The organism is Candidatus Chryseobacterium colombiense, assembly GCA_029203185.1.
GTDB classification, from domain to species: Bacteria; Bacteroidota; Bacteroidia; order Flavobacteriales; family Weeksellaceae; genus Chryseobacterium; species Chryseobacterium colombiense.
Map to the genome: position 1 here is coordinate 2,908,897 of CP119310.1, position 26,592 is coordinate 2,935,488.

27 protein-coding genes and 3 tRNA genes are annotated in these 26,592 nt (G+C 34.8%); 6 read left to right on the top strand and 24 right to left on the bottom strand.

The features are described from left to right. Nucleotides 1-229: 229 nt before the first annotated feature. From P0Y62_13045 to P0Y62_13090, 10 genes are all read right to left on the bottom strand, one after another. A complete protein-coding gene (locus P0Y62_13045; GenBank protein ID WEK68774.1) occupies nucleotides 230-1,057 on the bottom strand; it encodes a YoaK family protein in 828 nt (275 codons plus the stop codon). Between the two features lie 27 nt (nucleotides 1,058-1,084). Continuing rightward, nucleotides 1,085-1,573 (bottom strand): hypothetical protein, encoded by a 489-nt coding sequence (locus P0Y62_13050; protein WEK68775.1) that lies wholly within the window; start codon nucleotides 1,571-1,573, stop codon nucleotides 1,085-1,087. 277 nt (nucleotides 1,574-1,850) lie between these two features. Beyond that, complete coding sequence (locus P0Y62_13055; protein WEK68776.1) at nucleotides 1,851-3,260, bottom strand: HAMP domain-containing sensor histidine kinase; 1,410 nt, start codon at nucleotides 3,258-3,260, stop codon at nucleotides 1,851-1,853. A 3-nt stretch (nucleotides 3,261-3,263) separates the two neighbouring features. Next, a complete protein-coding gene (locus tag P0Y62_13060) occupies nucleotides 3,264-3,971 on the bottom strand; it encodes a response regulator transcription factor (protein WEK68777.1) in 708 nt (235 codons plus the stop codon). Between the two features lie 131 nt (nucleotides 3,972-4,102). Then, nucleotides 4,103-4,585, bottom strand: coding sequence for a GNAT family N-acetyltransferase (locus P0Y62_13065; protein WEK68778.1), 483 nt, complete (start codon nucleotides 4,583-4,585; stop codon nucleotides 4,103-4,105). Nucleotides 4,586-4,598: 13 nt separating this feature from the next. Continuing rightward, nucleotides 4,599-6,014: a PLP-dependent aminotransferase family protein gene (locus P0Y62_13070; protein ID WEK68779.1), complete on the bottom strand. Its 1,416-nt coding sequence runs from the start codon at nucleotides 6,012-6,014 to the stop codon at nucleotides 4,599-4,601. A 41-nt stretch (nucleotides 6,015-6,055) separates the two neighbouring features. After that, entirely contained in the window at nucleotides 6,056-6,421 is a 366-nt protein-coding gene (locus P0Y62_13075; protein ID WEK68780.1) for a hypothetical protein, read from the bottom strand. Between the two features lie 182 nt (nucleotides 6,422-6,603). Then, a tRNA-Leu gene (locus P0Y62_13080) sits at nucleotides 6,604-6,687 on the bottom strand. A gap of 6 nt (nucleotides 6,688-6,693) precedes the next feature. Then, nucleotides 6,694-6,769 (bottom strand) — tRNA-Gly (locus P0Y62_13085). A gap of 7 nt (nucleotides 6,770-6,776) precedes the next feature. Continuing rightward, nucleotides 6,777-6,858, bottom strand: a tRNA-Leu gene (locus P0Y62_13090). Between the two features lie 189 nt (nucleotides 6,859-7,047). Here P0Y62_13090 and P0Y62_13095 point away from each other — a divergent pair. The 3 genes from P0Y62_13095 to P0Y62_13105 are packed head-to-tail and all read left to right on the top strand — an operon-like array spanning nucleotide 7,048 to nucleotide 9,012. Continuing rightward, entirely contained in the window at nucleotides 7,048-7,425 is a 378-nt protein-coding gene (locus P0Y62_13095; protein WEK68781.1) for a DUF3127 domain-containing protein, read from the top strand. A 59-nt stretch (nucleotides 7,426-7,484) separates the two neighbouring features. Continuing rightward, nucleotides 7,485-8,135, top strand: a complete 651-nt coding sequence (gene aat / locus P0Y62_13100; GenBank protein WEK68782.1) for a leucyl/phenylalanyl-tRNA--protein transferase — start codon at nucleotides 7,485-7,487, stop codon at nucleotides 8,133-8,135. Beyond that, nucleotides 8,122-9,012, top strand: a complete 891-nt coding sequence (locus P0Y62_13105; protein ID WEK68783.1) for a DMT family transporter — start codon at nucleotides 8,122-8,124, stop codon at nucleotides 9,010-9,012. The genes aat and P0Y62_13105 overlap by 14 nt, the downstream gene beginning before the upstream one ends. 114 nt (nucleotides 9,013-9,126) lie before the next feature. Here the strand turns inward: P0Y62_13105 and P0Y62_13110 are convergent, their stop codons facing one another. The 5 genes from P0Y62_13110 to P0Y62_13130 form a co-directional block, all read right to left on the bottom strand. Further along, nucleotides 9,127-10,515, bottom strand: a complete 1,389-nt coding sequence (locus P0Y62_13110; GenBank protein ID WEK68784.1) for a tetratricopeptide repeat protein — start codon at nucleotides 10,513-10,515, stop codon at nucleotides 9,127-9,129. 123 nt (nucleotides 10,516-10,638) lie between these two features. Next, nucleotides 10,639-12,021: a phosphoglucosamine mutase gene (glmM, locus tag P0Y62_13115; protein WEK68785.1), complete on the bottom strand. Its 1,383-nt coding sequence runs from the start codon at nucleotides 12,019-12,021 to the stop codon at nucleotides 10,639-10,641. Between the two features lie 237 nt (nucleotides 12,022-12,258). Then, complete coding sequence (gene feoB, locus P0Y62_13120) at nucleotides 12,259-14,292, bottom strand: ferrous iron transport protein B (GenBank protein ID WEK68786.1); 2,034 nt, start codon at nucleotides 14,290-14,292, stop codon at nucleotides 12,259-12,261. Then, nucleotides 14,292-14,522 carry a FeoA family protein gene (locus P0Y62_13125; protein ID WEK71808.1) on the bottom strand — a complete coding sequence of 77 codons (231 nt, stop codon included), beginning with the start codon at nucleotides 14,520-14,522 and terminating at the stop codon, nucleotides 14,292-14,294. The genes feoB and P0Y62_13125 overlap by 1 nt, the downstream gene beginning before the upstream one ends. 158 nt (nucleotides 14,523-14,680) lie before the next feature. Next, nucleotides 14,681-15,610, bottom strand: a complete 930-nt coding sequence (locus P0Y62_13130) for a GLPGLI family protein (GenBank protein WEK68787.1) — start codon at nucleotides 15,608-15,610, stop codon at nucleotides 14,681-14,683. A gap of 150 nt (nucleotides 15,611-15,760) precedes the next feature. Here P0Y62_13130 and P0Y62_13135 point away from each other — a divergent pair, with 150 nt between their 5' ends. Continuing rightward, a complete protein-coding gene (locus P0Y62_13135; protein ID WEK68788.1) occupies nucleotides 15,761-16,261 on the top strand; it encodes a DinB family protein in 501 nt (166 codons plus the stop codon). Nucleotides 16,262-16,314: 53 nt separating this feature from the next. Here the strand turns inward: P0Y62_13135 and P0Y62_13140 are convergent, their stop codons facing one another. Beyond that, nucleotides 16,315-19,014 (bottom strand): carboxypeptidase-like regulatory domain-containing protein, encoded by a 2,700-nt coding sequence (locus P0Y62_13140; protein ID WEK68789.1) that lies wholly within the window; start codon nucleotides 19,012-19,014, stop codon nucleotides 16,315-16,317. Between the two features lie 280 nt (nucleotides 19,015-19,294). On the opposite strand from P0Y62_13140, the gene P0Y62_13145 reads away from it, so the two are divergent. Both P0Y62_13145 and P0Y62_13150 read left to right on the top strand, forming a co-directional pair. Continuing rightward, nucleotides 19,295-20,176: a cupin-like domain-containing protein gene (locus P0Y62_13145; protein ID WEK68790.1), complete on the top strand. Its 882-nt coding sequence runs from the start codon at nucleotides 19,295-19,297 to the stop codon at nucleotides 20,174-20,176. Between the two features lie 355 nt (nucleotides 20,177-20,531). Continuing rightward, nucleotides 20,532-20,690: a hypothetical protein gene (locus P0Y62_13150; GenBank protein ID WEK68791.1), complete on the top strand. Its 159-nt coding sequence runs from the start codon at nucleotides 20,532-20,534 to the stop codon at nucleotides 20,688-20,690. A gap of 46 nt (nucleotides 20,691-20,736) precedes the next feature. Here the strand turns inward: P0Y62_13150 and P0Y62_13155 are convergent, their stop codons facing one another. The 8 genes from P0Y62_13155 to P0Y62_13190 all read right to left on the bottom strand — a co-directional run bounded on the left by P0Y62_13155 (nucleotide 20,737) and on the right by P0Y62_13190 (nucleotide 26,502). Next, nucleotides 20,737-21,132: a hypothetical protein gene (locus P0Y62_13155; GenBank protein WEK68792.1), complete on the bottom strand. Its 396-nt coding sequence runs from the start codon at nucleotides 21,130-21,132 to the stop codon at nucleotides 20,737-20,739. After that, complete coding sequence (locus P0Y62_13160; GenBank protein ID WEK68793.1) at nucleotides 21,122-21,403, bottom strand: hypothetical protein; 282 nt, start codon at nucleotides 21,401-21,403, stop codon at nucleotides 21,122-21,124. Before P0Y62_13160 ends, P0Y62_13155 begins: the two co-directional genes overlap by 11 nt. Before the next feature lie 141 nt (nucleotides 21,404-21,544). After that, nucleotides 21,545-23,269 carry a hypothetical protein gene (locus P0Y62_13165; GenBank protein WEK68794.1) on the bottom strand — a complete coding sequence of 575 codons (1,725 nt, stop codon included), beginning with the start codon at nucleotides 23,267-23,269 and terminating at the stop codon, nucleotides 21,545-21,547. Nucleotides 23,270-23,522: 253 nt separating this feature from the next. Continuing rightward, nucleotides 23,523-23,717, bottom strand: coding sequence for a hypothetical protein (locus tag P0Y62_13170; protein ID WEK68795.1), 195 nt, complete (start codon nucleotides 23,715-23,717; stop codon nucleotides 23,523-23,525). A gap of 105 nt (nucleotides 23,718-23,822) precedes the next feature. Continuing rightward, the gene (locus P0Y62_13175; protein WEK68796.1) at nucleotides 23,823-24,368 is read right to left on the bottom strand and encodes an RNA 2'-phosphotransferase; all 546 of its coding nucleotides are present in this window, start codon (nucleotides 24,366-24,368) and stop codon (nucleotides 23,823-23,825) included. A gap of 15 nt (nucleotides 24,369-24,383) precedes the next feature. Next, nucleotides 24,384-24,869, bottom strand: coding sequence for a hypothetical protein (locus P0Y62_13180; GenBank protein ID WEK68797.1), 486 nt, complete (start codon nucleotides 24,867-24,869; stop codon nucleotides 24,384-24,386). Continuing rightward, entirely contained in the window at nucleotides 24,866-25,816 is a 951-nt protein-coding gene (locus P0Y62_13185) for an ADP-ribosylglycohydrolase family protein (protein ID WEK68798.1), read from the bottom strand. The genes P0Y62_13180 and P0Y62_13185 overlap by 4 nt, the downstream gene beginning before the upstream one ends. Next, nucleotides 25,816-26,502: an NAD-dependent deacylase gene (locus P0Y62_13190; GenBank protein WEK68799.1), complete on the bottom strand. Its 687-nt coding sequence runs from the start codon at nucleotides 26,500-26,502 to the stop codon at nucleotides 25,816-25,818. Before P0Y62_13190 ends, P0Y62_13185 begins: the two co-directional genes overlap by 1 nt. Between the last annotated feature and the right edge of the window lie 90 nt (nucleotides 26,503-26,592).

Below are 26,592 nucleotides of genomic sequence, written 5' to 3' on the forward strand. Positions count from 1 at the left end.
CAACTTACAAAAATAAGTAATGAAAACGGGAATAAAAACTTTCTTTCCGCGAATTAAAATTTAATTATTAACATATCAACATTCTAGCCATATTTATATCTTTATCAAAATAGCTGTACAGGCTTATTTTCTTTAAAATACAATCCCCTAATCGCATTATACAATTAGAGGATTGATTCACAGCTAGTTTACACAAAATTAATACTGAAGTATTTTTATTTTTCTGACATTAATCTTCAAATAGAAGTTTTCTTTTTTCTTTTCTTTTAGGAATTCCGTGGATCTTGTCATATAAATAGGCCAGAAGATTAGGTCTTTTATAGATCTTTGAATACCTGTATTTAGTATTGAAATGTCTCACATGAATTTTATAGGCATCATATCCAATTACAACCAACAGACACAAACTTATCACATAAAACACCCTGAATTCCAGATAATAATAAGTAAGCCCGGAAAACACCGCTCCCAAAACATAAGCAAGCATGATACTCATCAACAGCTTAGCTCTTGCCGTGAGCTCAGGATTCTTTCTGTATTTTTTTTGAGTGAACATGGAAAACAAAATTCCAAGGTCGGTAGTGGTCCCGGTAAGGTGGGTTGTTTTCACCGAGAAATTAGAAATACTTGCCGTTAATCCGTTCTGAAGCCCTGTTGCAAAAAGCATTAAAGCCACCAAAGCCTCTGTTTCTTCCAATGTTTTCTGATAAAAAAACTGACCATAGATTCCTACAAAAAGTAAACACAATATTTCCAATACAATAGGCATTGCATGAGCAAAATATTTACTCTTTTTATTAAAATTGATCACAATAAAATTAGAAAGAAAACTTCCGAAGAAGAACAGGAAAATCCATCCTCCAACTACCGCTACCTGCGTCCAGTTTCCTTTACTTATTTCTGCTGCCAAAATAGCATAGTGCCCCGTTACATTCGAGGTAAATGAGAGAAATATCAATAGAGAAGCAATATTTATAGTTCCTGCTGTAAAGGCAGTCAGCGTTCCCAGTTTTATGTTATCTCCCAACGTTCTGCTGTTACTATAATTTCTTAACATTTTTATTATCTTTTTAGAAAATTAGAATTAGGCAAAAATCTCAGCCAGCCTTCCTCTTTCAGGAAGTCTTTCATGGATTTCAATGGTTATTTCCTGAGACTGAAGATGTTTACATTTTTTGATATAAGGAATAAGATCAAACTTTCCTTTTCCTTTGCTTTTGATTGAAGAACTGTAGTAAGCTTCCTCAATATGTTCCGCCTTTATATACTGGTCGAAGGTTCTCTGAAAACTTCCAGTAAAAACATCACAAATAATCTTATCAATCAGATGAGGATATTTATTTTTAATAATTTCATAGGCATCATTAAATTCCTGAGGTTTAATTTTATTAAAAATTGTGCTTTTGGTATTAAAGAGAAGATCGCGAATAGAATCTCCCATATCATAGCCCGAAACCAAAAAAACAGTATATTGATTTTGATCTTCAGAAGCATTTTTTTCTTTCAGAACCTCCTTTAATATATGTAAAGATTCTAGAGAATAATCTGTGGCTATTAAAATCGATTTGGTCATATTTTTAAGATTTAGGTTCGTATTATCTTTTTTGATGATACAAAACTAAAACGACCAAATTAGAAGCTCTTTGGAATGGAATTAAAATGTAATTAAAGAGATTAAAATGAGATTAGAAAATTGTTAAGAGGACTTAATATTGAGCAACTGACTGAGCAGAATCCTCCATACAAGATAAGGATGCTTCGACTTCGCTCAGCATGACAATTCTAATACTAACTTTTTATTTGCTATACATTTATGTGATATCATGCTGAGCGAAGTCGAAGCATCTCAATTAATCTAGCTTTTCCTCTTTCAGCATACTGTAAAAATTCGGGAAGCGCAACTGCACTGTTGTTCCCTGATTTTCATGAGAGCTCACAATCAATTCACCATGATGCATTCTCACAATATTTCTCGCCAAAGGAAGACCAATTCCGTATCCTTCGTAGTTTTGGGTATTGGAAGCCCGGAAAAAGGGATCATAAATTTTATTCATTTCCTCTTCAGGAATCCCGATTCCATTGTCTTTTATAATGATATAAACATCTGCATCCGTCGCTCCCAATGAAACTTTAACCTGTTGAAAATTAGAATATTTACACCCGTTCTGAATAATATTCGTAACTGCAAGATGCAGAAGCTGTTCATTACCCTGAACTTTCAATTTCTTAGGATTATCAGGCAACATACTGATGTCCAGATAGATATTATTTCTTGAATCAATTCTTCGCAATGTTTCAATGACATCCCAAAGCAACTGATCCATTCTTACCTTATCCATCTTCTGAATCTTCCCGTCAAAACCGGTTTGGGCAATCATCAGCAGAGCTTTGATTTTCTTGTCCAGTTTTTCGGCTTCATCAAGGATAATTCCTAACGTTTCTTTATATTCATCGTTGGTTCTGGAAATCGAAAGCGCAACATCTGCTTCTCCCATAATGGAGGTAAGAGGCGTTCTCAGCTCATGGGAAACATTTCCGATCAGGTGATTTTGAGTTTCAAAAGAAGTTTCGATACGGTTCAGCATATCGTTAAATGTTTCCACCAATTCGTTCAATTCTTTATTGTCCGGTTGTGGTTCAAGACGCAGATGAAGATTTTCAGAACTTATTTCCTTTACCTTTCCGGTGATTTTCAAAATAGGCCTGAATAAGGTTTTAGATAAATAAAAAGAGAAGATCATGCTAAAGAACAGCGAAAGTACAATACAGGTAATCAAAGTTCTTTTCAGAAAGCCCAGATAGTAAACTACATAATGATTTTTGGCCGAAGCTATCGCAATATAGTTTTTATCATCATGCCTGAAAGTCTGACCGATATAGTAGAATTCTTTATCGTTATAATTCGCTTCCCCATCTCTCGCAATACTCTTGAAAAAATAATCAGGAATATGAACTTCCTGTGAGATTTTTTTATAGTTTGAATCCGCAGGAATCGCAAATACATAATCGCGTTCCATCGGAAGCTCTTCATCATTTAAACTGTTTAAAATATAATTTTCGGGAAGATCGAGATCGTCTTTACTTTTTTCAATCTGAACAATAGTGGTAGTCCGGATCTTTAATAATTCATAAAACCTCTGATGCGAAAAGTTGACAATTGAAAAATACACCAATCCACTGAACAACAATATGATGGCGGTAAAAACCAACATCAGAAGAACCATGGTCTTGGTTTGATTGGTGACAACTTTATTAAACATTCATTAAGATTTTTTCAATACATAACCCATTCCTATGACCGTATGAATCAATTTGTTATCTTCCTGATTATCCAGTTTTTTTCTTAGATAATTCACGTAAACATCAACAACATTGGTTCCCAGCTCGTAATTTACCCCCCAAACTGCTTCCAAAACTTCTGTTCTGGAAATTACTTTTTCAGGGTTGTTTAAAAAGTACAGCAATAATTTGTACTCCGTTGAAGTCAGTGAAATTTCCTCACCCCCACGCGTAACTTTCTTGGTATAATCATTAAGAATTAAATCTGAAAACTGAAAAACATATTCATTATCAGGTTCAGGCTCAATAATTTCCGGCGCACTTCCATTATTACTTCTTCTCAGTAAAGACTTTACACGAGCGACCAATTCAATGAATTTGAATGGTTTAACTAAATAATCATCTCCACCACTCTCTAAGCCCAATACGATATTTTCCGATGTTCCCAATGCCGTCAAAAACAAAATCGGGACATGCTGATTCGTTTTTCGGATTTCCTTACAGACATCCAGTCCATTCATTTCCGGCAACATAATATCCAGGATTACCAAATCGAAGTCGCTTGACTGAACCAACTGTACACCGGTACGCCCATCAAAAGCGACAGAAACTTCATATCCGTTTTCCTGAAGTCCTTTTTTAATAAAAGACACCACACTGGTTTCGTCTTCGATGAGGATAATTTTTTTCATTGAAATAAGGAATTAGACAAAAATAGAAAATTTATTTTGGTTGGAAAGAAAACGAAAATTAACGGAAAGCTGATCAATAAAAAAGCATACCAAAAAATCAGTATGCTTTCTCTTTAACAAAATTAATATATCTAAAAACTAAAATCCAGCAACATCTTCGTATCAGCTCTCTCATAAGGAGAATCTATTACCGGAATATGCTGAAAGCCTAATTTTTCGTAAAGTTTAATTGCAGGAATCAGGGAAGAATTCGTTTCAAGAAAAACTTCTTTAGCTTTTAATTGTTTAGCCTTATCAATCAGTTCCTGCCCTATTAAATAGCCAATCTTTTTCCCCTGAGCTTTCGGACTGACCGCCATTTTTGCCAGTTCAAAAATCAACGGCTCATCGGAAGTCTTTATCAGTGCACATGTTCCTACAACCTCATTATTTAAAAGTGCAAAAACAATATGTCCGCCTTTATTGATGATATATTCTTCAGGATGATCAAGCATTTTATAATCGCTTGCTTCCATTTTGAAAAATTTGCTGATCCATTCTTCATTTAAATCCCTGAAATCCTGTTGATATTTAGGATCATATTCAACAATTTTCACTTCATTATTATTGTCCATTGTTTATATTTAATTAAAATCTGTTTTTTATCATTTTCCCCAATTTTTCAAGGTCACTTTCCACACGATCCGTCCATTCCATGGCATAGTTCAGGCGCAAACAATTCTGATACTGATTATATTGCGAAAACATTCTTCCCGGAGCAAAATTGATTTTCTGACTGAAAGCTTCATCATACAGATCTTCCGTACAAATTCTTTTATCGAGTTCAAGCCAGAGCATAAAACCTCCTTTCGGATCAGATATTTTAGTGTTATCAGGAAAATAAGCCGCAACTGATTTTTGGATCTGAAGATAATTTGAATATAACTTCTTCCTGAACATTCTCAAATGATGATCATAACGGCCATGTTCCAGAAAATCCGCAATCACATCTGAATACAGCGAGGGACTACAAACTGTTTGAACCAGCTTCTGACGGATAATTTTATCCTTGAATTTCCCCGGAGCAACCCAGCCTATTCTATATCCGGGGGCTAAGACCTTAGTGACAGAGCCAATCCACATGACCAGACCTGCTTCATCATAAAACTTACAAGGCTTAGGTCTTTCTGCACCGAAATAAACATTTCCATAAATGTCATCTTCTATCAGTGGTACATTATATTCTGTAATCAGTCTCACCAATTCTCTTTTATTCTCATCCGGCATCTGAAAACCTAACGGATTATTAAAATTCGTCACAAAACAGCATGCAGATAATTTTGGAAGTACTTTTTTTAAGGCCTCAAGATCAACTCCCAGAACAGGATGGGTCGGAATTTCCACAACCTTTAATCCCAACAATTGAATTGCCTGCAAAATCCCGAAATAAACAGGACTTTCCACAGCCACCCAGTCACCAGGTTTAGTAACCGCCATCAGACAGTTATACACAGCATTCATCGCCCCTGAAGTAGTGACAAGATCATCTTCTGTAATTTTTCCTTCCAAAACCATCGCCCACTTCGCAATTTCACGACGAAGATGTTCACTCCCCTGAACCGGTTCATAATCTGTTCCGCTGTCATTTTTACTTTTAATGACATTTACCATTGATTTTTTCAGCTTAGCTAGCGGAAGAAAACTTTTTCCGGGAATCCCCAAGGCAAACTGCGTAACATCCGTTCCGGCAATCGTTCCGAAAACCTTATCAATAAGATCTTCGGGAGCTTTCTGAGATTCTGAAACCTTCATTTTTGCAACTGAAGGAAGCGCCAGTTTTCGTTGTGAAGTCTGACTCACAAAATAGCCGTATTTCGGACGGGATTCCACCAAAGAACGGCTTTCAAGTTCCATATAAGCCTGCTTTACCGTGTTCAGACTTACGTTATATAGTTTTTGTGCACTCCTCAATGAAGGAAGCCTGTCCCCGAATTGTAAAGTTTCACTTTTGATCTGCTCTGTGACAGATTTTGCGATCTTAAGGTATAGAACATCTTTAGCCATACAAATCTCTTTACGTAAATTTACGATTTTAAACAGCCTTTTTAATTATTCAGCCAGTCAACCATTCTTCGGATATTATATGTAAGCTCTTCCGGATCTCTAAAATTTTCTGAATCATTCCTTTCACAGTAATTTTTGGCTTTCTTCTTAAAATCTTCCTTCTCACTGATTGTTAATTCCGGATTTTCATAAATTTCAAAGTCAATCTGATTGTTTTTATTGATGACAAGACTTGCAAATGCCACAATCCCATTTCCTTTTTTAATCAAAAGAAAAGGAATTCCAAAACTTGCATTGACCATATTCAGTCTGAACTTCTGAAGAAATAAATTCTTCAGTTCTAAAATATCTGATGCATAGACTTCAGCATACTGAAGCCGGGCCTGATGTTGAAAAGCCGTTTCCATAATACCTGATTTACTTTAGCAAATGTATAGAGTATTCGAAACCGGATACAGATACAGAAGTTTATATTTTTATGGATACAGATTTATTGATGACGATGAATGAATAGCAAAATTCAGAAAGATAACTCTAGAAAAGGTATAAAAACAGAAAACCCTCCGTAATCAAATTACAGAGGGTCTTGTACCCCAGGCGGGACTTGAACCCGCACGCCAAAAGAGGCACAGGATTTTAAGTCCTGCGTGTCTACCAGTTCCACCACCAGGGCATGGTGTGGAGCGAAAAACGGGATTCGAACCCGCGACCCCAACCTTGGCAAGGTTGTGCTCTACCAGCTGAGCTATTTTCGCAAAACTGTGCGGATGAAGGGACTCGAACCCCCACGCCTCTCGGCACCAGATCCTAAGTCTGGCGTGGCTACCAATTACACCACATCCGCGTTGTTGTTATTTGAAAACTTATTTTTAAAGAACTTATTTCGTTTTTCCGTTTTCAGTGGTGCAAAGATAGGATATTTTCTTTTACCTCCAAACTTTTCACTAAAAAAAATTAAAATTTTGCATTTTTTTTTTCTCGTAGCCTTTATTACGATTCATTTTCTTACTTTTACACCGTTAATTATTATGATATGGAATTACAAGGAACGATAAAGAAACTTTTTGATGCTCAGACGTTTGCGAGCGGGTTTCAAAAGAGAGAAATGGTTATTTTAACTCAGGAACAATATCCACAGCCTATTAACATAGAATTTCTGTCTGATAAGATCAGTTTATTAGATAACCTTAAAGAAGGAGAAAATGTAAAGGTTGGGATCAATATCAGAGGAAGAGAATGGGTTTCTCCTCAGGGTGAGACAAAATACTTCAACTCTATTACAGGATGGAAAGTAGAAAAAGTTTTTGACAACGGTTCTGAGCCTACACAGGCTGCACCTTCTCATTCTGCAGCTCCGGTTTCAAATGAAAATCCTTTTGCTGGAGATGACGATGATGATTTACCTTTTTAATTAAAAGATAATATTGAAATATTAATCCTGCTTTTTAAGTGGGATTTTTTTTCCTAGATATGATTCGACTAGACGAAAATGAGATTTCATTTCCCGACCCTGAACTCTATGATGGGCATGAGGGTGTTATTGCTTTTGGCGGAGATCTGTCCATAGAACGGATCTGGTTTGCCTATCAGCTGGGAATTTTTCCATGGTATAACCCCGACGAAGAAATTCTTTGGTGGTGTCCCGATCCCAGATTTGTTTTGTTTCCTGAAGAGCTAAAGGTTTCGAAATCAATGAGGAAAATACTGAACCGTGACGTTTTTACATTTTCGGAGAATCAGAATTTCAGAGAAGTTATCAAAAACTGTCAGGAAATAAGCAGAATAGGACAAACAGGAACATGGCTCTCAGATGAACTGATGAATACTTTTATTCAGCTGCATGAATATGGTTTGGCAAAAAGTATTGAAGTCTGGCAAAATGAGGAATTAGTCGGAGGATTTTATGGTCTTCAGATCGGAAATGTCTTCTGTGGTGAAAGTATGTTTGCCAAAGCAAGCAACGCTTCAAAAGCCGGATTTATTCATTTTATTGAAACCAATACAAATTTAGAGTTAATTGACTGTCAGTCTCATACAGAACATCTTGAAAGCCTGGGAGCGAAAATGATTCCGAAAAAAGAGTTTTTAAAAATATTACACCAAAACAATGAACGCAGATAGAGAGAAATGGATACTTCTGATGGTATTAAGTATCATTTGGGGATCTTCTTTTATTTTAATAAAAAAATCTTTAGAACATTTCAGTCCGTATCAGGTCGGAGCTTTAAGAGTTTTGATAGCCGGAATTATTTTAATGCCTATTGCGATTTCAAAATATAAGCTATTTCCGAAGAAACATTTAAAATGGTTGATTTTAGCCGCATTTACCGGAAATTTTATTCCGATGTTTTTATTTCCTATCGCAGAAACTGAAGTAAGCAGCAGCATTGCGGGAATTATTAATTCCATGATGCCTATTTTTGTAATTATTGTGGGCGCTTTGGTTTGGAAATTTCAAACGACTAAACAGCAGATTTTCGGAACATTAATCAGTTTTACAGGAGTTTGTTTACTGGCTTTTGGAGGAGACGGTGAAGGCGGGAAATTTAAACTGATTCCAATTTTACTTTTATTATTGGCTACCTTATGCTATGCAATGAGCACCACAACAGTAAAATCTAAGCTCATGGAGGTTTCTTCTACCGTTTTATCTGCTTTTGTATTCTCTTTTGTATTATTTTTTCCATCTATTATTGCCTTAACTTTTACAGGATTTTTTTCAACATTTAGTTTTAATGAAAGCAATTTAACGGGACTGATGTTCGTAAGTCTGTTATCCATTTTCGGAACCGGATTGGCCATGATGATGAATTATCGCCTTTTAAAAGTTTCCTCGCCTTTATTTGCTTCTACAGTTACTCTACTGATGCCAATTGTAGCAATTATCTGGGGCTTTTTAGATGGTGAAAAGTTAAATACCCTGCAGTTTGTTGGCGCAGCAATCATTATTGCCGGATTGATCTTTTTAAGAACCAAGCCTAACGTTATAAAAAAATAAATCCTGCATTAAGCAGGATTTTTATTGTAATAGATCATTCCGAGGGAAAACAATCTCAGTATCTAAAAAACAGATTCTTGTCATTATTCCATTTTGTTCAGAATGACAATAATTTTAGCCTTCAGAGTTTTTCTTCTTTACTTTGGCTTTAGCTTTTTTAACCTCATCTTTAATAAACGGATATTTCTTCTGCATATCTGTAACCAAAGACGGGTCTAATTCAAGGGCAAACTGAAGCGATTCGCCACCTTTTTCATGATCTTTCAGGTTGAAATAGCAATTACTCAACTGATAATATAATTCGGCTCTGTGATGCGATTTCAAAGCTTTATTTAAAACAGTGATCGCTTCTTCATATTCTCCCAAGAGCATTAATACCTCCGAATACGCATACCAATTATAAAATCTCGAAGGTTCTGCATCTACTAGTTTTTTTAGACAGTAAAGACTTTCTTCAAACTTTCCGGAATCAATAAATAGAAATGCCAATCTCTTCTGATAGTCAAGATTGTTTTCATTCAGATGAGTTGCCTCTTTTGCAAAATGCAATGCTTCTGTCATTCCGCCCATTTCTTCGTAAAGATAGGACTGCTCCATCATAGCAAGATAAAACTGAGGATCTTCTCTCAACGATTTCTGAAAAGAATTGAGTGCCATTATAGGCTGCTTTAAGGCTTTGTAACAAAGTCCTATTTTATAAAAGGTAAATGCCTTCGTATATTCCAGTTCCAGCATTTCTTCATAAACTTCAATTGACTTTTTATATTGCCCCAATGCTTCATAACAAGCGGCTTTATTCGCATATACTCCCACAGAACTAGAATTGATTGCCAGTAAATAGTCATATCCTTTTATGGCTTCTTCATAATTCTTTCTGTTGAAGTAAAATTGCCCGTATTCGAACCACGCCACTTCTGAATAAGCAAATTCATCTAAATATTCATTAAGAAACGCAATGGCTTCTTCATTTTTATTTAAATCGGCAAAGCAAACCATACAGTTTTCTAGCGAGTATTCGTCCGTAGGATCTTCTTTAAGGGCTTTTTTATAGTGCTTAAGGGCATTAAAAGGATCTCCCAGATTCACATATTCATCTGCAATGAAATTGTGAAGGAAGTTTTCTTCTTCTTTCAGTTCCAAAGCTTTTTTACATATTTCGATAGATCTTCTAGGGTTTCCTAAATTTGAATAATACTTGGCGTAGCAAACCAAAAAGTCGGTGTTTTCCATAGAAGAACCCTTCAACTCATCAATAAGCTCCTTTGCCGCGGTATATTCTTCCCATTCCAATAGAATTTCAAGCTTTTTGATCTTGATATCTAAAGAATTGGGGTGAAGCTTCAGACCATAATTAACTGCAGTATCTGCATAATTAAAGTCTCCCAGCTCCAAATAGTAAACAATAATATCTTCTAACTCTTCAGTATCAAAGTAGAATTCGTCATTGTTTTCCATCATTTCCTCGAACTTTTTTACAAGTTCATTTCCAAAATATTCTTCCAATATAAAACAGTTTAAGATTTAAGACTTGAGATATGAGATATACAAATACTCGGTTCTGAGAATCTTAGTACTATAAATTTAATAATAATTCTTTTTAAAATGATGAAATAACTGTTAATTTTATTAAATCAAACTATTGATTTTAGCTATCATTTCACCACCTAATTTGTCGGCTTCTTCCTGGGATTTAGCCTCTGTATAGATTCTTATAATAGGTTCTGTATTAGATTTTCTAAGGTGTACCCAATTATTTTCAAAATCTATTTTCACTCCGTCTACGGTTGAAACCTCTTCATTTTGATATTCTTTTTCCATTTTAGTTAAAATATCATCCACATTGATTTCCGGAGTGAGTTCTATTTTCTTTTTACCCATGAAATAGCTAGGATATTCTGCTCTTAGCTCAGAAACCTTTTTATTTTCCTTTGCTAAATGAGTCAAAAATAGGGCAACACCTACTAAAGAATCTCTTCCGTAATGTAAATCAGGGTAGATAATTCCTCCGTTCCCTTCTCCGCCGATCACGGCATTTTTCTCCTTCATTAAAGTAACCACATTCACTTCTCCTACTGCACTTGCAAAATATTCGGAATTGTGGGTATGGGCAACATCTCTTAAAGCACGGCTTGAAGAAAGATTGGAAATTGCTACTCCGTTCTTATTTTTCAATAGATAATCTGCAACAGCAACCAATGTATATTCTTCGCCAAACATTTCACCTTTTTCATCAATCAAAGCTAATCTGTCAACATCCGGATCTACCACGATTCCTAAATCTGCACCTTCTTTTTTTACCAACTTGCAGATATCTCCCAAATGTTCTTTTAACGGTTCAGGATTGTGTGGGAAATGTCCTGTCGGCTCACAGTATAATTTCACGGTTTCGCAACCTAATTTATCCAATAGCATCGGAATAGCAATTCCTCCTGTAGAATTCACTGCATCCAAAACAACTTTGAATTTTTTGAATTTTATAGCTTCAACATCTACCATCGGTAAATCAAGAATCTGCTGAATATGAATATCAAAAGCATCGTCTCTTGTTTCATATTTTCCCAAATCATCCACTTCGGCATAGTTGAAGTCTTCACTTTCTGCCAACGCCAACACTTCTGCTCCGTTTTCCCCACTGATGAATTCTCCTTTATCGTTTAATAATTTCAGTGCATTCCATTGTTTTGGATTGTGAGATGCCGTTAAAATAATCCCGCCATCAGCTTTCAGTTCGGGAACCATTATCTCAACCGTTGGAGTAGTAGAAAGACCTAAATCAACAACATTGATTCCAAGTCCCTGCAATGTTGCTGTTACCAAAGAAGAAACCATTTGACCAGAAATTCTGGCATCTCTTCCGATGATTAAGGTTAAATCTTTTTTATTTTTATTATTCTGAAGCCAGGTTCCGAAAGCCGAAGCGAATTTTACCACATCAAGCGGAGTCAAGTTATCATTCACTTTTCCTCCTATGGTTCCACGGATTCCTGAAATACTTTTTATTAATGACATTCTGAGTGTTTTTTATATTTAATTCTAATTTATTTTTTAAAAACAAAGCAAAATTAGATATTATTTATTACACTACATCAGAAAGTTATGAACATCCGCAGTCTTTATCGCAGTTTGTTCTTTTTGAGCTGAATTTCTTCGGTGCAAAGTTTTTTCTGAGTACCCTGAATAAAGAGTAACAAGCAAATGCAACGATAAGTAAAACAAGTACGTATTGTACAATTAATGAAGAATCCATTATTTCAAAATCTGATATACTATCATCGACACAAAGTATGCCAATCCTGTCATCATAGCCACCTGTAAACCGGTCCATTTCCAGCTTTTGGTTTCTCTGTAGACTACTGCAAGTGTAGAAACACACTGCATTGCAAATGCATAAAATAAGAGCACCGAAACTCCAGTTGCGAAACTGAATACTTTTTCGCCGTTCGGTTTTACATCACGCCTCATTTTATCGATTACTTTCACTTCCGGGGCATCATCTTCAAGGCTGTATAGAGTAGACATCGTCCCTACAAAAACTTCTCTTGCTACGAAACTGGTTAAAATCCCAACTCCCATTTTCCAGTCATATCCGAGAGGAGCAATTACCGGTTCTATTCCTTTTCCCATTTTTGCCAGGTAAGAATGATCAAGATGAACGTTCGTGGCAACAAACTGATCCGGTTTTTGTTTTGGTCCGAAATAACTTAAGAACCAGATGATGATACTTACAATGAAAATAATTTTTCCCGCTCCTGTAATGAAATCCCAAACCTTACCTAAAACCATCTTAAAATCGTATCCGAACAGTGGTTTTTTGTATGTCGGTAAATCCATTACCAAGTAAGTTTTTCCTTTGTTTTTAATAAATCTTTTAAGAATGAATGCCGAAAACAGAGCTACTAAAAAGCCCAGCAAATACATTCCCATCAACACCAAAGCTTTATATTTTATTCCTAAAAATGTTCCGTCTGAAATAATCAATCCGATAATGATACTGTAAACCGGAAGTCTCGCAGAACACGTCATAAAAGGTGTTACCAGAATAGTAAGCAATCTTTCTTTTACGTTTTCAATATTTCTGGTAGAGATCACTGCCGGAATCGCACAGGCTGTTCCTGAAACCAGGGGAACAATACTTTTCCCGTTTAATCCGAAAGGACGCAAAATCCTGTCCATGAGGAAAACAACCCTCGCCATATATCCCGAATCTTCCAGCAAATAAAGGAAATATAATAAAATTCCAATCTGTGGTGCAAAAACAACGATTCCCCCGATTCCAGGAATAATTCCGTTTGAAATCAACGAATTGATAGGTCCTTCCGGTAAATGCTCCGATGTAAAAGCAGTCAACCAAGAGAAAAAGCTATCAATCCAACTCATCGGATATTCTGCCAGAAAGAAAACACTTTGGAAAATGACTAATAAAATAATAAGGAAAACAACGTATCCCCAGAATTTATGCACTAAAACTTTATCTAATCTTTCTGTTAAAAGCTCTTTAAACTGAGGCTTTTTAGATATTACATCCGATAGAATTTTATCAACATTCTGATATCTTCTTACCGTCTCCTGAACCTGTAATCTTTTTGGAACCAAGCTTTTGGAGTCCGGTTCGTTGATGAGTTCCATTACCGATCCAATCTTTTCAAGATTCACTCCTAAGGAAAGACTCATCCAGGCTTTATATTCATTATCAAAACCTTTGTGAGCGACTAATTTCTGAATAAAATCCTTGTGCTCTGAAGGTATTTCAAATGAAGCTGTATCTGTTTTTACAAACTTATTATTTAAAACAGCTTCTTTAATTTCATCAATTCCTATGTTTTCTTTGGCATTGGTCTGAATGATTTTTATGCCTAAAGCTTCTGAAAATTTTTGAATGTTAATGGTAATTCCTCTTCTTTCCGCCTGATCAATCTGATTAACTACCAAAATCATCGGAATTCCCAGATCCTGAATCTGCTGAAATAAAAGTAGTCCTCTTTTTAGGCTTAATGCTTCAAGAATATAAACAACTCCTGCATAATTTTTCTGCTCATCAATCAGAAATTTAGAAAAAATAGCTTCATCTTCGGAACTTGGATATACACTGTACGAACCTGGCAAATCAATTACCTCAACTTCCTCGTTCTTATATGTATAATCTCCCGAATGACTTGCAACCGTAACCCCCGCATAATTCCCCGTCTTCTGCTTCTTATTACAAAGAGCATTGAAAACCGTTGACTTCCCAACATTCGGATTTCCGACTAGAAGTATCTGTTTTTTCTGAATATCCTGCATTAATTCAATTCTTCAACAATGATATAATCCCCTTCTTCTTCACGAAGAGCAATACGGCTTTTTTCATCCCCAAATTCCACATACATCGGTCCGTTGAAAGGAGCCTGATATAAAATCCTGAAGAAGGTTTCCGGAAGAAGCCCCATTTCAATGATTTTATTGGGCATTTTCAGATGGTCATTGTCATATCCAACAATCTTTCCCTTTTTGTTTTTGGGAAATCCGCTCATTTTATGTAGATCCGTCTGTTTCAAAACCAATTTTTTGTGATGCAAATATACGTTATTTAAATTTAATCTAAATAACCTGTCGCTATGAAAAAAATCAACCCAAATACAAATTGTATTTGGGTTGACTCACAATATAATTTAGTTGATATGAAGTTTGTTTAGTTTTCTTTTCCCACCTTTTCCACTTTTCCTACTTGTACTTTTTCGTAAGGAGGCTCTATCGGGTTATCATTCGCATTAAAGAAGTCTTTGTACATTTTCTCCTGTTTTTTCATCATATCTCCGATGGTACCATCCATTCCCGGAATTGTTTTGGACATAATTTCCTGTGTCATCATTGGCCTTGCCGTAGCAAAAGGATCTTTTTTGAATTCATTGAATGTTTTTTCAAATTTTTCTCTTGGCATTTCTGTTACTTTTAAGCCAACATTTGAGATCTTCTCCATAAAAGTAAGTTCTTCCCAGTTTGGAACTTTCTTATTTCCCTGAAGTACCCAAGAATAATTCTTTCCTTCATCTTCAATCTTTACAATTAAGCCCGGAAGTCCTGAGAATTTATACGGTCCATCCTGAAAAGGCAGCTCTGAACTGAACCAAGCCGTCCATTTTTTTCCTCCGAATTCAGTAGTTGCTTTCTGAGCATTATAGGCTCCTATTTTTGCTTTCTCATTAGAAATTTTCCAGTTGAATTTTGCGGTTTCATTATATCCGATATTCATTGGAGAAAATCCGTTTGCAATTCTTTCGATATACTGCATCTTCATATCCGGATAGGTCTTCACGATTTTCTCTGAGAACTTCGGCATTTTGAAAGACTTGGATAAATCTTTAAAAACTCCTGCCTTCTGCATTTGTTCCAGCTGAATCTTAAGAATAGAATCCTGTCCCACTGCCGTAAAATCTCTGTAAATTGATCTGTTTTTAACAATATCAAGAGCCATGATCACTTTTTCAACTTTTGCAGAGTCTTTTCTCGGCTTAAAAGTCAGTTCATAAAAAAAGCGGTTGGCTGTCTCTTTCGAATCATTATCCTGAGCGCTTATAAAAGCAAAAAGAGCGATAAAAAATATTGAAAATAGTTTTTTCATGTTGTCCAAATGTTTATACAATTAGTTAGAGTCTGTGAGTTTTTGTTACAGTTTTTTAATATTATTTTTTAAGAATAAAATTTATGATTTCGTTAAAACAGTTTCACCCGCAAAAATTTTAACTTTAATCTTCCAAAAAAACAAAACAATATGGACACTTTATCTCAACTCAAAAATGAAATTCAGAAGGAGTATCAGACGACCAAAAAGTTTTTTGAAATCTATCCTGAAACCCAAAATGATTTTGCTCCTCATGAGAAAAGCATGAAAATGATGCCTCTTGCCACTCATATTGCAGAAATATTTGAATGGCCGAATACGATCCTTAAAACTTCTGAACTAGATTTTGCCAATACTGATTACCAGCCAAAGAAATTTACAACAAAAGAAGACCTGTTAAAAGCCTTGGATGAAAACTATCAACAGGGAATGAATGCCCTGGAAAATGCCAATGAAGATCATTTAAATGAAACCTGGGCTTTAAAACATAATGGTCAGGAACTTGCAAAATGGACCAAATATGGATCTATACGTCACAGTTTGAATCAGATTACCCATCACAGAGCTCAACTTGGCGTGTACTACAGAATGAATGACATTCCTTTGCCGGGAAGCTATGGCCCTTCCGCAGATTATCAAGGCTTTCAATAGCTATTAAATATATCTCAACAAAAAACCAATCTCAGTGAGATTGGTTTTTTCTTTTATTTGAAGTTGAATTTTACCGTGAACATGACTTGGCTTGGGCGGAGTTGATATCTCGTAAAAGAAGTATATGTGGAATTAATTTCATAGTTTTCAAATACTTTTTTATTGGCGATATTCATCCATTTCAATTCAAAGTCAATATTCTTTTTAGACCACGTAAACTGATAAGATAGATCATAGAATCCGTTGTGGTATTTTTGATCTGTAGCTGATGCATTTGTATTTACCTGATCCCAGTTGAATCCTATTGTATGGTTTTCGATTGGATAAAAGAATACTCCAAGATTATGTTTGAATCCTGTTGTTGTAGCATCTGTACTCACTTTACCTGTACTGGTCTGTTTTGTTCTTGTAATGCTTGCATTATAGTCCAGACTCATCCAACTAAAATATGTATTATTAAATTTCACACCATATGACTGTCCGTTATTCTTATTAGTATAGGAGTCATTATTCAGAAATGCGTCAGATTTTGACGTATTATTGCTATAGCTTAGGGAAGCATTGGTTTTAAATTTCGGGAAATACTTTCCTACTTCCGCACTATACCCATTACTTAATACATTATTATCCTGAACCTTATAATTCATAGCAGTATATCCGTTAACGATTGTTGGGTTCGAAATTAAATTTCTTTTCGCATCAGAATATCTGTAATTAATATTAAAAAATAAATTATTTAATGGGTTTCTATATTCTATTCTTGTTCCTGCTGACTTGTTGTTGTTCTGAGGAATCGGATTTGTAGGATCCATAACATTAATTCCGGACGGTGAAGTCATTAAAAATCCTGAATAAGCAGTATTAATTTCACCAAAGTTATTATTAATATTGGCGTTTACCGAAGCTTTCCAGAAAGAGGCAAAGGTATATTGAGCAAAAACACTTGGTTCAAAAGTAACCTTATTTAATTCTCTTGAAACCAATCTTAAAGGATCTTCCGCTTTGATATTATTAGAATTAACAGGAAAGTTAGCATATAACATCCAGGAATCGTTCTTATAATTTACTCCCAGACTTCCATAAGGAGTCGCCGTTGTATATTTAAGATCATTGCTATACTGAGTTAATGAAGGATTAGCAATTGATTTAATATTTGATAAATCTGAAACTAAATCTGTTGATTTGAAATTAAATCCGACTTCAGGAGTAAATGTCCATCCTTTTTTAGAAAATCCAATATTTGCAGAATGGTTCGCCTCAAAAGTTTTAAGTCTTAAATTTTGTCCCACAAAATCACTTGATAAATCTGCTGTAAATCCAGGAATCTGTAAATATGATGATGGAGAAACACTAAGGGTTTGCTTATCCGTCTGATAACTTATAAAAGACAGTACATTTACCATTTTCTCTTTCCACGGTATGATTGTACTCAATGAATTTTGGAAAGAACTTGTGGGAGATTCTAATGCTTCAGCACCATTTCTTTTTATTGTACTATTTGTGGTTGTTCTGTCTACAATACCTCTATCTGCATTCCAATATTGAGAAAAGCTAGTAGTATTTTTGAAAAATCCTTTTTTAGCATTTTTTGTAAAAATTAATTCACCCTTCGCTTTATCAGTATAAAAATTATTATGAGTCGTCTGAAAGACTGAATAGGCAGGAGTATCCGTTGTAGCAAAGAAATCATATTGAGTATAAGATTCTCTTTCTACCGCATTATTCGTATAATTTGCGTTTGCTTTTAGCTCCCACTCTTTCTTCTTATCAATATTAGTCAGATAATTTGCTGATAGATAATGAACATTATTCATTAAATATCTTTTTACCGGAAGATTGGGAGTACTTGCATTTTCTACATTTAGCCAGTCATTTTGAGAAGCATTTATTCTTTTTCCTTCAAATCTGTTTCCGAAAGCCAGAATATTTCCTTCATTTTCAACCTGCTCCCCCATATTGTTGGTTTTGTAATTAGCCACCCATTGGCTTTTCTTACTGAAAAACATAGGAGTTAACTTTACATTCCACAACCAGGGATCTCCAAAACCAGTCCCTACTTCTCCACGACCGGTCATGGTTACTGATTTCTTAAGCTTAATATTAATTGCTGCCTGATCAGAAGGCACTTTATCCTGAAGAATTTTTACCGGTTGGTGATTTTCAAGAACCTCTACTTTTGCTACAGCATCTTTAGGAAGAGAATTACTAATTGTTCCGTATCCTCCTTCCATAAGGTCTTTTCCTTCTACATAAAATTTATTGATGGCATTTCCCTGATAGAGAATTGTTCCGTCTGCATTAACTTCAATACCCGGCATTTTCTTAAGAACGTCTGCAAGGCTTCGGTCATTTTTACTGTCAAAAGCTTTAAGATCATAAGAAATGGTATCTCCTCGGGCTGTTACCATTTTGGTTTTTAGCTTTACTTCTTTTATTTCAGTGGCTTCAGATTCCATTTTAAAATTCAGATTCTGGTCGCTGTTGCTGATTTGCTTTGTGATGGGCCTTTGGTTGAAAGCTTTTACTTTCAGATCGACATTAGATTCCCCTGTTGTGAAAGTAACTTTATATTCTCCTTTCGAGTTGGTAATTCCGTATGCCAGAATCGCATCTTTTCCCGGCTCTTCCACCGTCACACTTGCGCTCGGAATCGCCACCCCATCTTCATCGGTAATTTTTCCTGAAACTGTTTTCTGTGCAAAAGACAAAACAGAAAAAAACAACATCAGAAATAAAGAAATATTTTTTCTCATAATTATTATTTGTGTAATTAGTTAATGGTTACAGATTTTTGTTACACTTAATAAAGATGTAATTTAAATTCAAAGGTTAAATTCACCTATCACTACAAAAATAGTTATATTTCGGAAATATGCTATTATATATTGATAATATTTTCTCTTTGTAATTAAAACTTATAATTTTTATTTAGACTAGATATTTAAAATGATGATTTGAATCATAGATTAAAAAAAAATTAAAGCGTACATCGTAAATTTTTATTTAATAATTTTGTAACATAAAATTTATAAAATGGGAATTAATTTAAAGCCTATAGATATCGTAGATGACATTACACAAGAAGAGTTCATTGAAAAATATTTAAAGCCGAGAAAGCCTGTTGTCATTAAAAATATGGCAAAGAAATGGCCTGCTTACCAAAAATGGACAATGGAATATGTGAAAGAGGTTGTAGGAGATGTGGAAGTTCCTCTATATGATAGTTCAAAGGCTGATCCAGCAGCTCCCATCAATACTCCGACTGCCAAAATGAAGTTTGCAGACTATATAGATCTTATCCAAAGAGAGCCTACTGATCTCAGAATATTCTTTTTCGATCCTATCAAGCACGCTAAAAAATTACTCCAGGATTATATTTCTCCAAAAGAATTAATGGGAGGTTTTTTGGATAAATACCCTTCTATGTTCTTCGGAGGAAAAGGTTCTGTTACTTTCCTTCATTATGATATTGATATGGCTCACATTTTCCATACTCACTTCAACGGAAGAAAGCATGTTCTTCTTTTTGATTATAAATGGAGAGAGAGATTATATCAGCTTCCTTATGCAACCTATGCTTTGGAAGATTATGATATTGAAAATCCCGATTTCAAAAATTTCCCGGCATTGGATGGTGTGGAAGGTATTGAATGTTTTCTGGAACACGGAGACACCTTATTCATGCCGACTGGTTGGTGGCACTGGATGAAATACCTGGATGGAAGTTTCTCTATTTCTTTAAGAGCCTGGGACAAATCATGGGCAGTAAAGGCACATTCTTTATGGAATCTTACAGTTCAGCGTAAATTTGACGACATCATGAAGAAAAACTTCAAGAAGAAATACATGGACTGGAAAGAAAAATTAGCTATTAAACGAGCAGAAATTGCTTTAAAAAGAGGCTTACCAAAATAAATGAAAAGGCGTTTCAAATTGAAGCGTCTTTTTTTTTGTTTAATAATTTTCCCGAAATAAAAAATCCTCAACACACGGTTAAGGATTTAATTAAAGTATTAATATTTATAATGAAAGTGGTGTTTCCAGCGATTTATTAAGTAAAAATATTCCGAATTTCTCCGGGAATATTTTAAAGTCCCTTATTACTGTTTAATTTTTTATAGTTGCATTTTACCATTCAAGTACTATGCCAGAAATAACAATTTGATTGAAAAAAATTTATTTTTATTTTTTTATACTACAAGTTTAGTTTAAGCTCAAAAAACGGTACACTTTTAGATGAGATGATTTTAACACCAAAAAAATATTACCTATGAATTCATCTACACAATCTGAAAGCACTAATTCTCATTTTAACAGAGAAGTTGAACGTCAAAAAGCAATTAAAGCTCTGGAAAAGGCAAAAAGTATTAAAAGAAAAGTTGTTTTCTTACCGCAAGGAGCAACCGGAAATCCAAATTTTACAATTTAGATTATAAAAAAATAAGCTGCAGTTTGTAGCTTATTTTTTTTGAATTTTAAGAATTTAAAAGTAACTCCTCCATATTCCTTATTATTTCATTACAAGAGAAACATGCTTCATTGCCATCCTGAGAAAACCATCTGCACTGAGATCGAATCGGGCAGAATGATAATGCTGTATTTTTGACCGTACCAAGATCCTGAACTTTCTTGGATAAAGAACACTTAGATTCTTCATTATTCCATTGCGCACAACCCTTTTCAACACATTTTCCTGTAAAACGGAATCTTTGTTCAAGACGATTATTTTGCTGAACAAATTCTTCTGTGACAGTAAGAGGCGTTATAAACTGCACTTTACCCTCTTTATTGACCACTCCAAAAAGCTGTGCCCCAACTTTTCCAACATAGCTGGGACACATTTTCTTTGAAGAATGAGAATCAGCCTCCATAACTTTTGATCTGCTGCTGAATATCCTTAATCTGCGCCTGAATATCAATCCCGTGTTTGAAGATAATGATTCCCCATGGAAACCAGTCTTTTACTCTAAGAGGCTTTGTCAGTCCTTTAAAATCTCTGTATGCTCCAAAAGCCTGTGTATTATCAACTTTTGAAAGTTCAGAAAGAACAACATTCTGAATTCCTCTGTCAATGTTTTTCAGCTGCTCGTCTGAAAGGTCTACGCCTTCCAATGAAACGAAAAATTGCTTTTTAGTGGCCATAATTTTAGTTTTTATTGGTTTTTATAAAAGCAAATTTCGGAAGATAAAAAACAAATCAAATCAGTAAAATCAACAATTCCGCATGTGAAATACACGGAATTTACACATTGATTATCAATAAATTAAATCAAATTTAAAAATCTATAAGATTCTATAAATCGGATATTGTCTGAAAGTTTTCTCTTCAAAATACGGAGAGTTTTTATAGACCCAGTCCAATTGGGCAGTTCCGTCATCTGCAAAGGTTTTGTCTGATGCTTTTTTAGCTTCAAATTTTTGTTTCAGATTCTTATCTTTTTTTAATAATTCTGCCGCCGTATCTTCAAAGATATAGGCAGAATAATATTCTTTCTGGGCCAAAATACCGTCAAAGAAATTCCAGTTGAAGAAAGAATCCAATGCTTCCGGTTCCAGCGTTTCAATGATATACTTTACGCCTTCCTGATCTGTCGGTACAATATAATCTCCTCCTGAAAAATTCAGATTTTTAGTTGATTTATCAACAGTAGTATCAAAATGCAGATAATGACCTTCATAAGGGTTTTTAACGGTTTTAAAATCATTAATTTTATAAGATTCTACTGCAATGGAACTGTCTTTCTGCAACGGTTTCATGTAAATCCGATTTCTTTTCAATTCTCCAATCACCCGATATTGAGACTGAGGAATCACATAATATTTCGGGATTGTAATATACCCTGTCGGAACCGCTGTTGTGAAGAGCTTTATTTTCTTCGTAAACGGTTTATTACGATCATAATATAATCTTGGCTTTCCGGAAATTTCACTTGGTTTATATTTCCCTTCAAAACCTTTGAAATCCATGGTAGAATATTTTGTGGAATCAATTTTCCAGCGGATTCCGTATGATTTTCCCGCCTGATATTGTTTTAAGTTTTCAAGTCGGAGCTGTTTGATCTTTTTATAATCCTTATCTAAATTCTGAAGATTGACAAGCATATATTTATAGGTTGCATCCACTCTTTTATCATAAGGTTTCAGCATATGTGTTTCCGGAACCGTTCCTAAAGAATTAAATAACGTGGTGTAACCTGTAGAATATCTTGGAGAGTCTTCAAAAGAAGCAAAACCCACTTCCGGAACATCGCCATGAATATTGACATACGGCGTGCTTTCATAGCCCTGTTCCTTTAAATCTTCAAGGTTTTTAGCCTGATAATTGTTGTAAAAATATTCACCTAATACATTTCCTAATCGTTCCTTAAAAGTCGAGATATAGGTAAAGGTATACTGATAATCTGCTCCGTTACTGACATGATTATCGATAAAAATATCCGGTTTCAGCCATTGATAGATCTCCTGAAAGGTTCTTGCGTTTTTGGTATCTGCTTTAATAAAATCTCTGTTCAGATCGTAATTTCTTGCATTTCCTCTGAAACCATATTCTTCAGGCCCATTCTGATTGGCTCTTGAAAACGACCCCCGGTTCAGCATTCCGCTCACGTTGTAAGCAGAAATGGCAGCAACGATAAAATTTTGTGGTGTTTTAATCTTTTTTGTAGCCAAATCTCTCATCAGCATCATGGTAGCATCTATCCCGTCCGGTTCTCCGGGATGAATCCCATTATTAATGAACAAAACAGCCTTATCTTTTTTCAGCTGCTCTAAGTTTTTCTCAGGAAAAGGATTGTAGATAACGACATAAATAGGTTTTCCATTGTCATCTTCACCCTTTTTCAGATATTGAATGGTATTAAATTTTTGAGCCAAATTCTGATAATAGGCATTCATCTCCGCATAGGTAACAGTTTGATTTCCATTTCCTTTTTCAAACGGAGTCTGGAATTGAGTTTGGCCAAAAAACCAAGAGGAAGCAAAAGAGAATAAAAGATATTTCAGTTTCATTGAGATTAAATTTCGAGCTTTAAAATTACTCAAAGTTTGGAAACTGATTATGGTTTACTATAAAGCTTGTCATTGTGAATGAAGAATTCCAACTTCATTTTTTGAGATTCTTCATGCCTCAGAAAGACAAGTTCGAATTAATTTTTATAATGTCAAATATCTCTTTTGGCTTTACTAAAATTCAAATTTGATTTTCCATAAAAAACCCCTAAAAGTTTGATACTTATAGGGGGTGTTTTACTTCATTTTTCAATTAAAAAGCATACCAACGTCCACATTGATTAACGCAAAATGGCTCAAGATCAGGATCTGTTGTAGAATTCTGAAGGCAAGTTGCCTCATTACTGTAATATGGTTTACCTGAACTCCACCAAGATGCACATTCTGGCGTAATTCCTCCTTTAATGGATTTTAAATTTTCTCTTGAAATTTTGTTTAATTTTTTCATAATGATTTTGTTTGATTTTCCTACTCTATACGGTTTTCGGATACCCCTATATTAATACACTAATATATGAAATATTCAATATGAAAATAATTTTTTTAATAATCTTTATTGCAAAATATACTTAGCATCTACAAAATCTGTCAGCCAGACGTTATTTTCTGAAAGGTAAAACAGGATTCCATCTTCAGCCATCTTTCCTGTTCTGATGGTTAAAATAACCGGTTTTCCGTGCCTCATTCCGACTTTGGTTGCGGTTTCCTTGTCCTGACTCAGGTGAACATGCTGTCGGTTTCTTTTTTCAATTCCTTTTTCCAAAATGGAATCGATATTTGTCTGAGCGGTTCCATGATAGAGAAATTCAGGTGGCTGCTGCGGTTTCAATGCCAGATCAATATCTATGGAATGTCCCTGATTGGCTCTGATCTTCGTTTTATCTTCATTAAAAATAAAACGTTTCTTATCATTGGTTTCTACAATTTCATTAAGTTCTTCAAAGGTAAAGCCCTCATGAGAATCTCTTTTTGATTTTGTGATTAATTCTTCAACATCTGTCCAGCCGTTTTCATCTAACTTTAAATTGATGATTTCGGGTTTATGTCTTAGAACTAGGCTTATAAATTTGCTTATTTTTTTCTTTTGTTGTTCGTTCATCGTTATTAATTAATTTTAACAATCGTAAAATTCTCTCTCAAAAATTACATCAATTTTCGACATCTCATGAATTCCTTCTGCGTATCCATCAAAATCTTTTGGAGTTGATGTCGTTAACTGTATTGCCTGTTTTTCATGAATCAATTGAATATTCAGAAAACTGGCTCCAGAAAGTTTTGCAGGAAGAATATTGGTAATTGAAAAACTTTTCACTTCATCCAAATTAAATAATAAACAGCTTTCATCATTAGAAAAACCTAAAAGGTTGTGGGTATCATCCAGCCAAATCACAGTTTTTCTTTTAAATTTCTCTAATATCTTATTGGGTGTTTTATAAGAATATTCTGAATAATAAAAGACTTCGTAGCTTTTACTTAAAACAAAATATTGGCTTATTTCTAATTTGCCATTATATTCATTTAAATGTTTTTGCAGATTGCTTTCGATTTTTTCTTCATTAAGAGAAGCGTCTCCAAAAATTAATTTTATCAAAGATTTCATGACTCATCTTTTATGTTATTATATTCTAATCTCTCACAAAGCTTTTCAATATCCTCTTTTCTCGCCAATACCTTAATCCATTCTTCAGGAATATTTTCAAAACCGTAATAGATTCCTGCAATACCTCCAGTGATGGCTCCGGTTGTATCAGTATCTTCTCCTAAATTGACTGCTTTTAAAACAGCTTCGGAATAGCTTTCAGCATTCATAAAACACCGTAAAGAAGCTTCTAAGCTGTGAAGAACATATCCACTGCTTTTAATTTCATCTTCGGGAAAAGTTGAGATATCATTCTTTAAAATCCTTTCAAAAAGCTGAATCTCTTTTGGGTTAAAATCTTGATATTCTGCAAATTTCAAAGCTGTATTTTGAGTATGGTAATAAGCTTCTTCTTTATTTTTTCCATTGATTAATTCAATCGCAAAAATCACATAGATAAAACATGCAAAAACAGATCGAAAATGACCATGAGTGATGGATGAAACTTCTTTTACCGTCTGATACACTTTTTCAATATTCTCTTCTTCTTTCAGGTAAAAAGCTAAGGGAAGGATTCTCATTAAAGAGCCATTTCCATTATCTTCTTCAAAGATATTCCCGGAAAATTTTGCACTTTCTCCTTTAATTAACCTTGCAATGGAATGCCTTGTCGTTCCGCCAATATCAAACAGTCTTCCGTGAGCGGTCCAGTGTCCATACTTGACCCATTTCACAAAGCTTTCTCCAATCTTTTCTAAATCATATCCTTTACTTAACTGTTCTGCCAAGCAAAGCGTTAATGAACTATCATCACTCCATGTTCCTTTCGGTTGATTCCAGGAACCAAATTCCAGCATTGTTGTTACCGGAAAACGTTTTAATTCTTCTCTTCTTTTAAATTCCACAGGAACACCTAAAGCATCACCGATACAGACTCCGAATATTCCGGCTTTTACAAGATTTTCCATTAAGCAAGATCTAAGAGTTTATCGAACAATAATTTCATTCCTGCGGTTGCGTTTTCTTTCATGACAACAGCTCTTTGTCCATATCCGAAACCTGTTTCATTGGGATTGATTACAATTAACAGACAATCATCTTTAATATCATGCAACAATCCTGCAGCCGGATAAACCTGCAAAGAAGTTCCGATTACTAAGAATATATCCGATTCTTTTGCTTTTTGGGTTGCTTCTTTCATCAATGGAACATCTTCTCCGAACCAAACGATAAAAGGTCTTAGTTGGGCTCCATCTTCCGCTTTATCTCCTATGTTAATGTCGCCTTTTTGTTCGTAAATCAGGCTTTTATTGTTGCAGGAACATGATTTGAACAATTCTCCATGCAAATGGATAATGTTGCTGGAACCTGCTCTTTCGTGTAGATCATCGATATTTTGTGTGATAATCTGAACCTCGAAATGTTTTTCCAGTTCTGCCAATAATCTATGAGCATCATTAGGTTCCACTTCATGAAGCTGTCTACGTCTCTGGTTGTAAAATTCCAACACCAAAGCCCTGTCTTTTCGCCATCCTTCCGGACTTGCCACATCCGTGATGCTATGCTTTTCCCAAAGACCATCTCCGTCTCTGAAAGTTTTTATTCCGCTTTCGGCGCTGATTCCCGCGCCGGTTAATATGGTTAGTTTTTTCATTTGTTTTTTATAATTTTTTTAACGCAAAGTCCGCAAAGATTTTATTTTACTGCTAACTGTTTTTAAGTTAGCAATGGCGTTTCACTCAGC

Bases quoted from the DNA above. Each gene is read 5' to 3' on its own strand.
- P0Y62_13045 (WEK68774.1), bottom strand. From the start codon at position 1,057: ATGTTAAGAAATTATAGTAACAGCAGAACGTTGGGAGATAACATAAAA.
- P0Y62_13050 (WEK68775.1), bottom strand. From the start codon at position 1,573: ATGACCAAATCGATTTTAATAGCCACAGATTATTCTCTAGAATCTTTA.
- P0Y62_13055 (WEK68776.1), bottom strand. From the start codon at position 3,260: ATGTTTAATAAAGTTGTCACCAATCAAACCAAGACCATGGTTCTTCTG.
- P0Y62_13060 (WEK68777.1), bottom strand. From the start codon at position 3,971: ATGAAAAAAATTATCCTCATCGAAGACGAAACCAGTGTGGTGTCTTTT.
- P0Y62_13065 (WEK68778.1), bottom strand. From the start codon at position 4,585: ATGGACAATAATAATGAAGTGAAAATTGTTGAATATGATCCTAAATAT.
- P0Y62_13070 (WEK68779.1), bottom strand. From the start codon at position 6,014: ATGGCTAAAGATGTTCTATACCTTAAGATCGCAAAATCTGTCACAGAG.
- P0Y62_13075 (WEK68780.1), bottom strand. From the start codon at position 6,421: ATGGAAACGGCTTTTCAACATCAGGCCCGGCTTCAGTATGCTGAAGTC.
- P0Y62_13095 (WEK68781.1), top strand. From the start codon at position 7,048: ATGGAATTACAAGGAACGATAAAGAAACTTTTTGATGCTCAGACGTTT.
- aat (WEK68782.1), top strand. From the start codon at position 7,485: ATGATTCGACTAGACGAAAATGAGATTTCATTTCCCGACCCTGAACTC.
- P0Y62_13105 (WEK68783.1), top strand. From the start codon at position 8,122: ATGAACGCAGATAGAGAGAAATGGATACTTCTGATGGTATTAAGTATC.
- glmM (WEK68785.1), bottom strand. From the start codon at position 12,021: ATGTCATTAATAAAAAGTATTTCAGGAATCCGTGGAACCATAGGAGGA.
- feoB (WEK68786.1), bottom strand. From the start codon at position 14,292: ATGCAGGATATTCAGAAAAAACAGATACTTCTAGTCGGAAATCCGAAT.
- P0Y62_13125 (WEK71808.1), bottom strand. From the start codon at position 14,522: ATGAGCGGATTTCCCAAAAACAAAAAGGGAAAGATTGTTGGATATGAC.
- P0Y62_13130 (WEK68787.1), bottom strand. From the start codon at position 15,610: ATGAAAAAACTATTTTCAATATTTTTTATCGCTCTTTTTGCTTTTATA.
- P0Y62_13135 (WEK68788.1), top strand. From the start codon at position 15,761: ATGGACACTTTATCTCAACTCAAAAATGAAATTCAGAAGGAGTATCAG.
- P0Y62_13140 (WEK68789.1), bottom strand. From the start codon at position 19,014: ATGAGAAAAAATATTTCTTTATTTCTGATGTTGTTTTTTTCTGTTTTG.
- P0Y62_13145 (WEK68790.1), top strand. From the start codon at position 19,295: ATGGGAATTAATTTAAAGCCTATAGATATCGTAGATGACATTACACAA.
- P0Y62_13150 (WEK68791.1), top strand. From the start codon at position 20,532: ATGAATTCATCTACACAATCTGAAAGCACTAATTCTCATTTTAACAGA.
- P0Y62_13155 (WEK68792.1), bottom strand. From the start codon at position 21,132: ATGGAGGCTGATTCTCATTCTTCAAAGAAAATGTGTCCCAGCTATGTT.
- P0Y62_13160 (WEK68793.1), bottom strand. From the start codon at position 21,403: ATGGCCACTAAAAAGCAATTTTTCGTTTCATTGGAAGGCGTAGACCTT.
- P0Y62_13165 (WEK68794.1), bottom strand. From the start codon at position 23,269: ATGAAACTGAAATATCTTTTATTCTCTTTTGCTTCCTCTTGGTTTTTT.
- P0Y62_13170 (WEK68795.1), bottom strand. From the start codon at position 23,717: ATGAAAAAATTAAACAAAATTTCAAGAGAAAATTTAAAATCCATTAAA.
- P0Y62_13175 (WEK68796.1), bottom strand. From the start codon at position 24,368: ATGAACGAACAACAAAAGAAAAAAATAAGCAAATTTATAAGCCTAGTT.
- P0Y62_13180 (WEK68797.1), bottom strand. From the start codon at position 24,869: ATGAAATCTTTGATAAAATTAATTTTTGGAGACGCTTCTCTTAATGAA.
- P0Y62_13185 (WEK68798.1), bottom strand. From the start codon at position 25,816: ATGGAAAATCTTGTAAAAGCCGGAATATTCGGAGTCTGTATCGGTGAT.
- P0Y62_13190 (WEK68799.1), bottom strand. From the start codon at position 26,502: ATGAAAAAACTAACCATATTAACCGGCGCGGGAATCAGCGCCGAAAGC.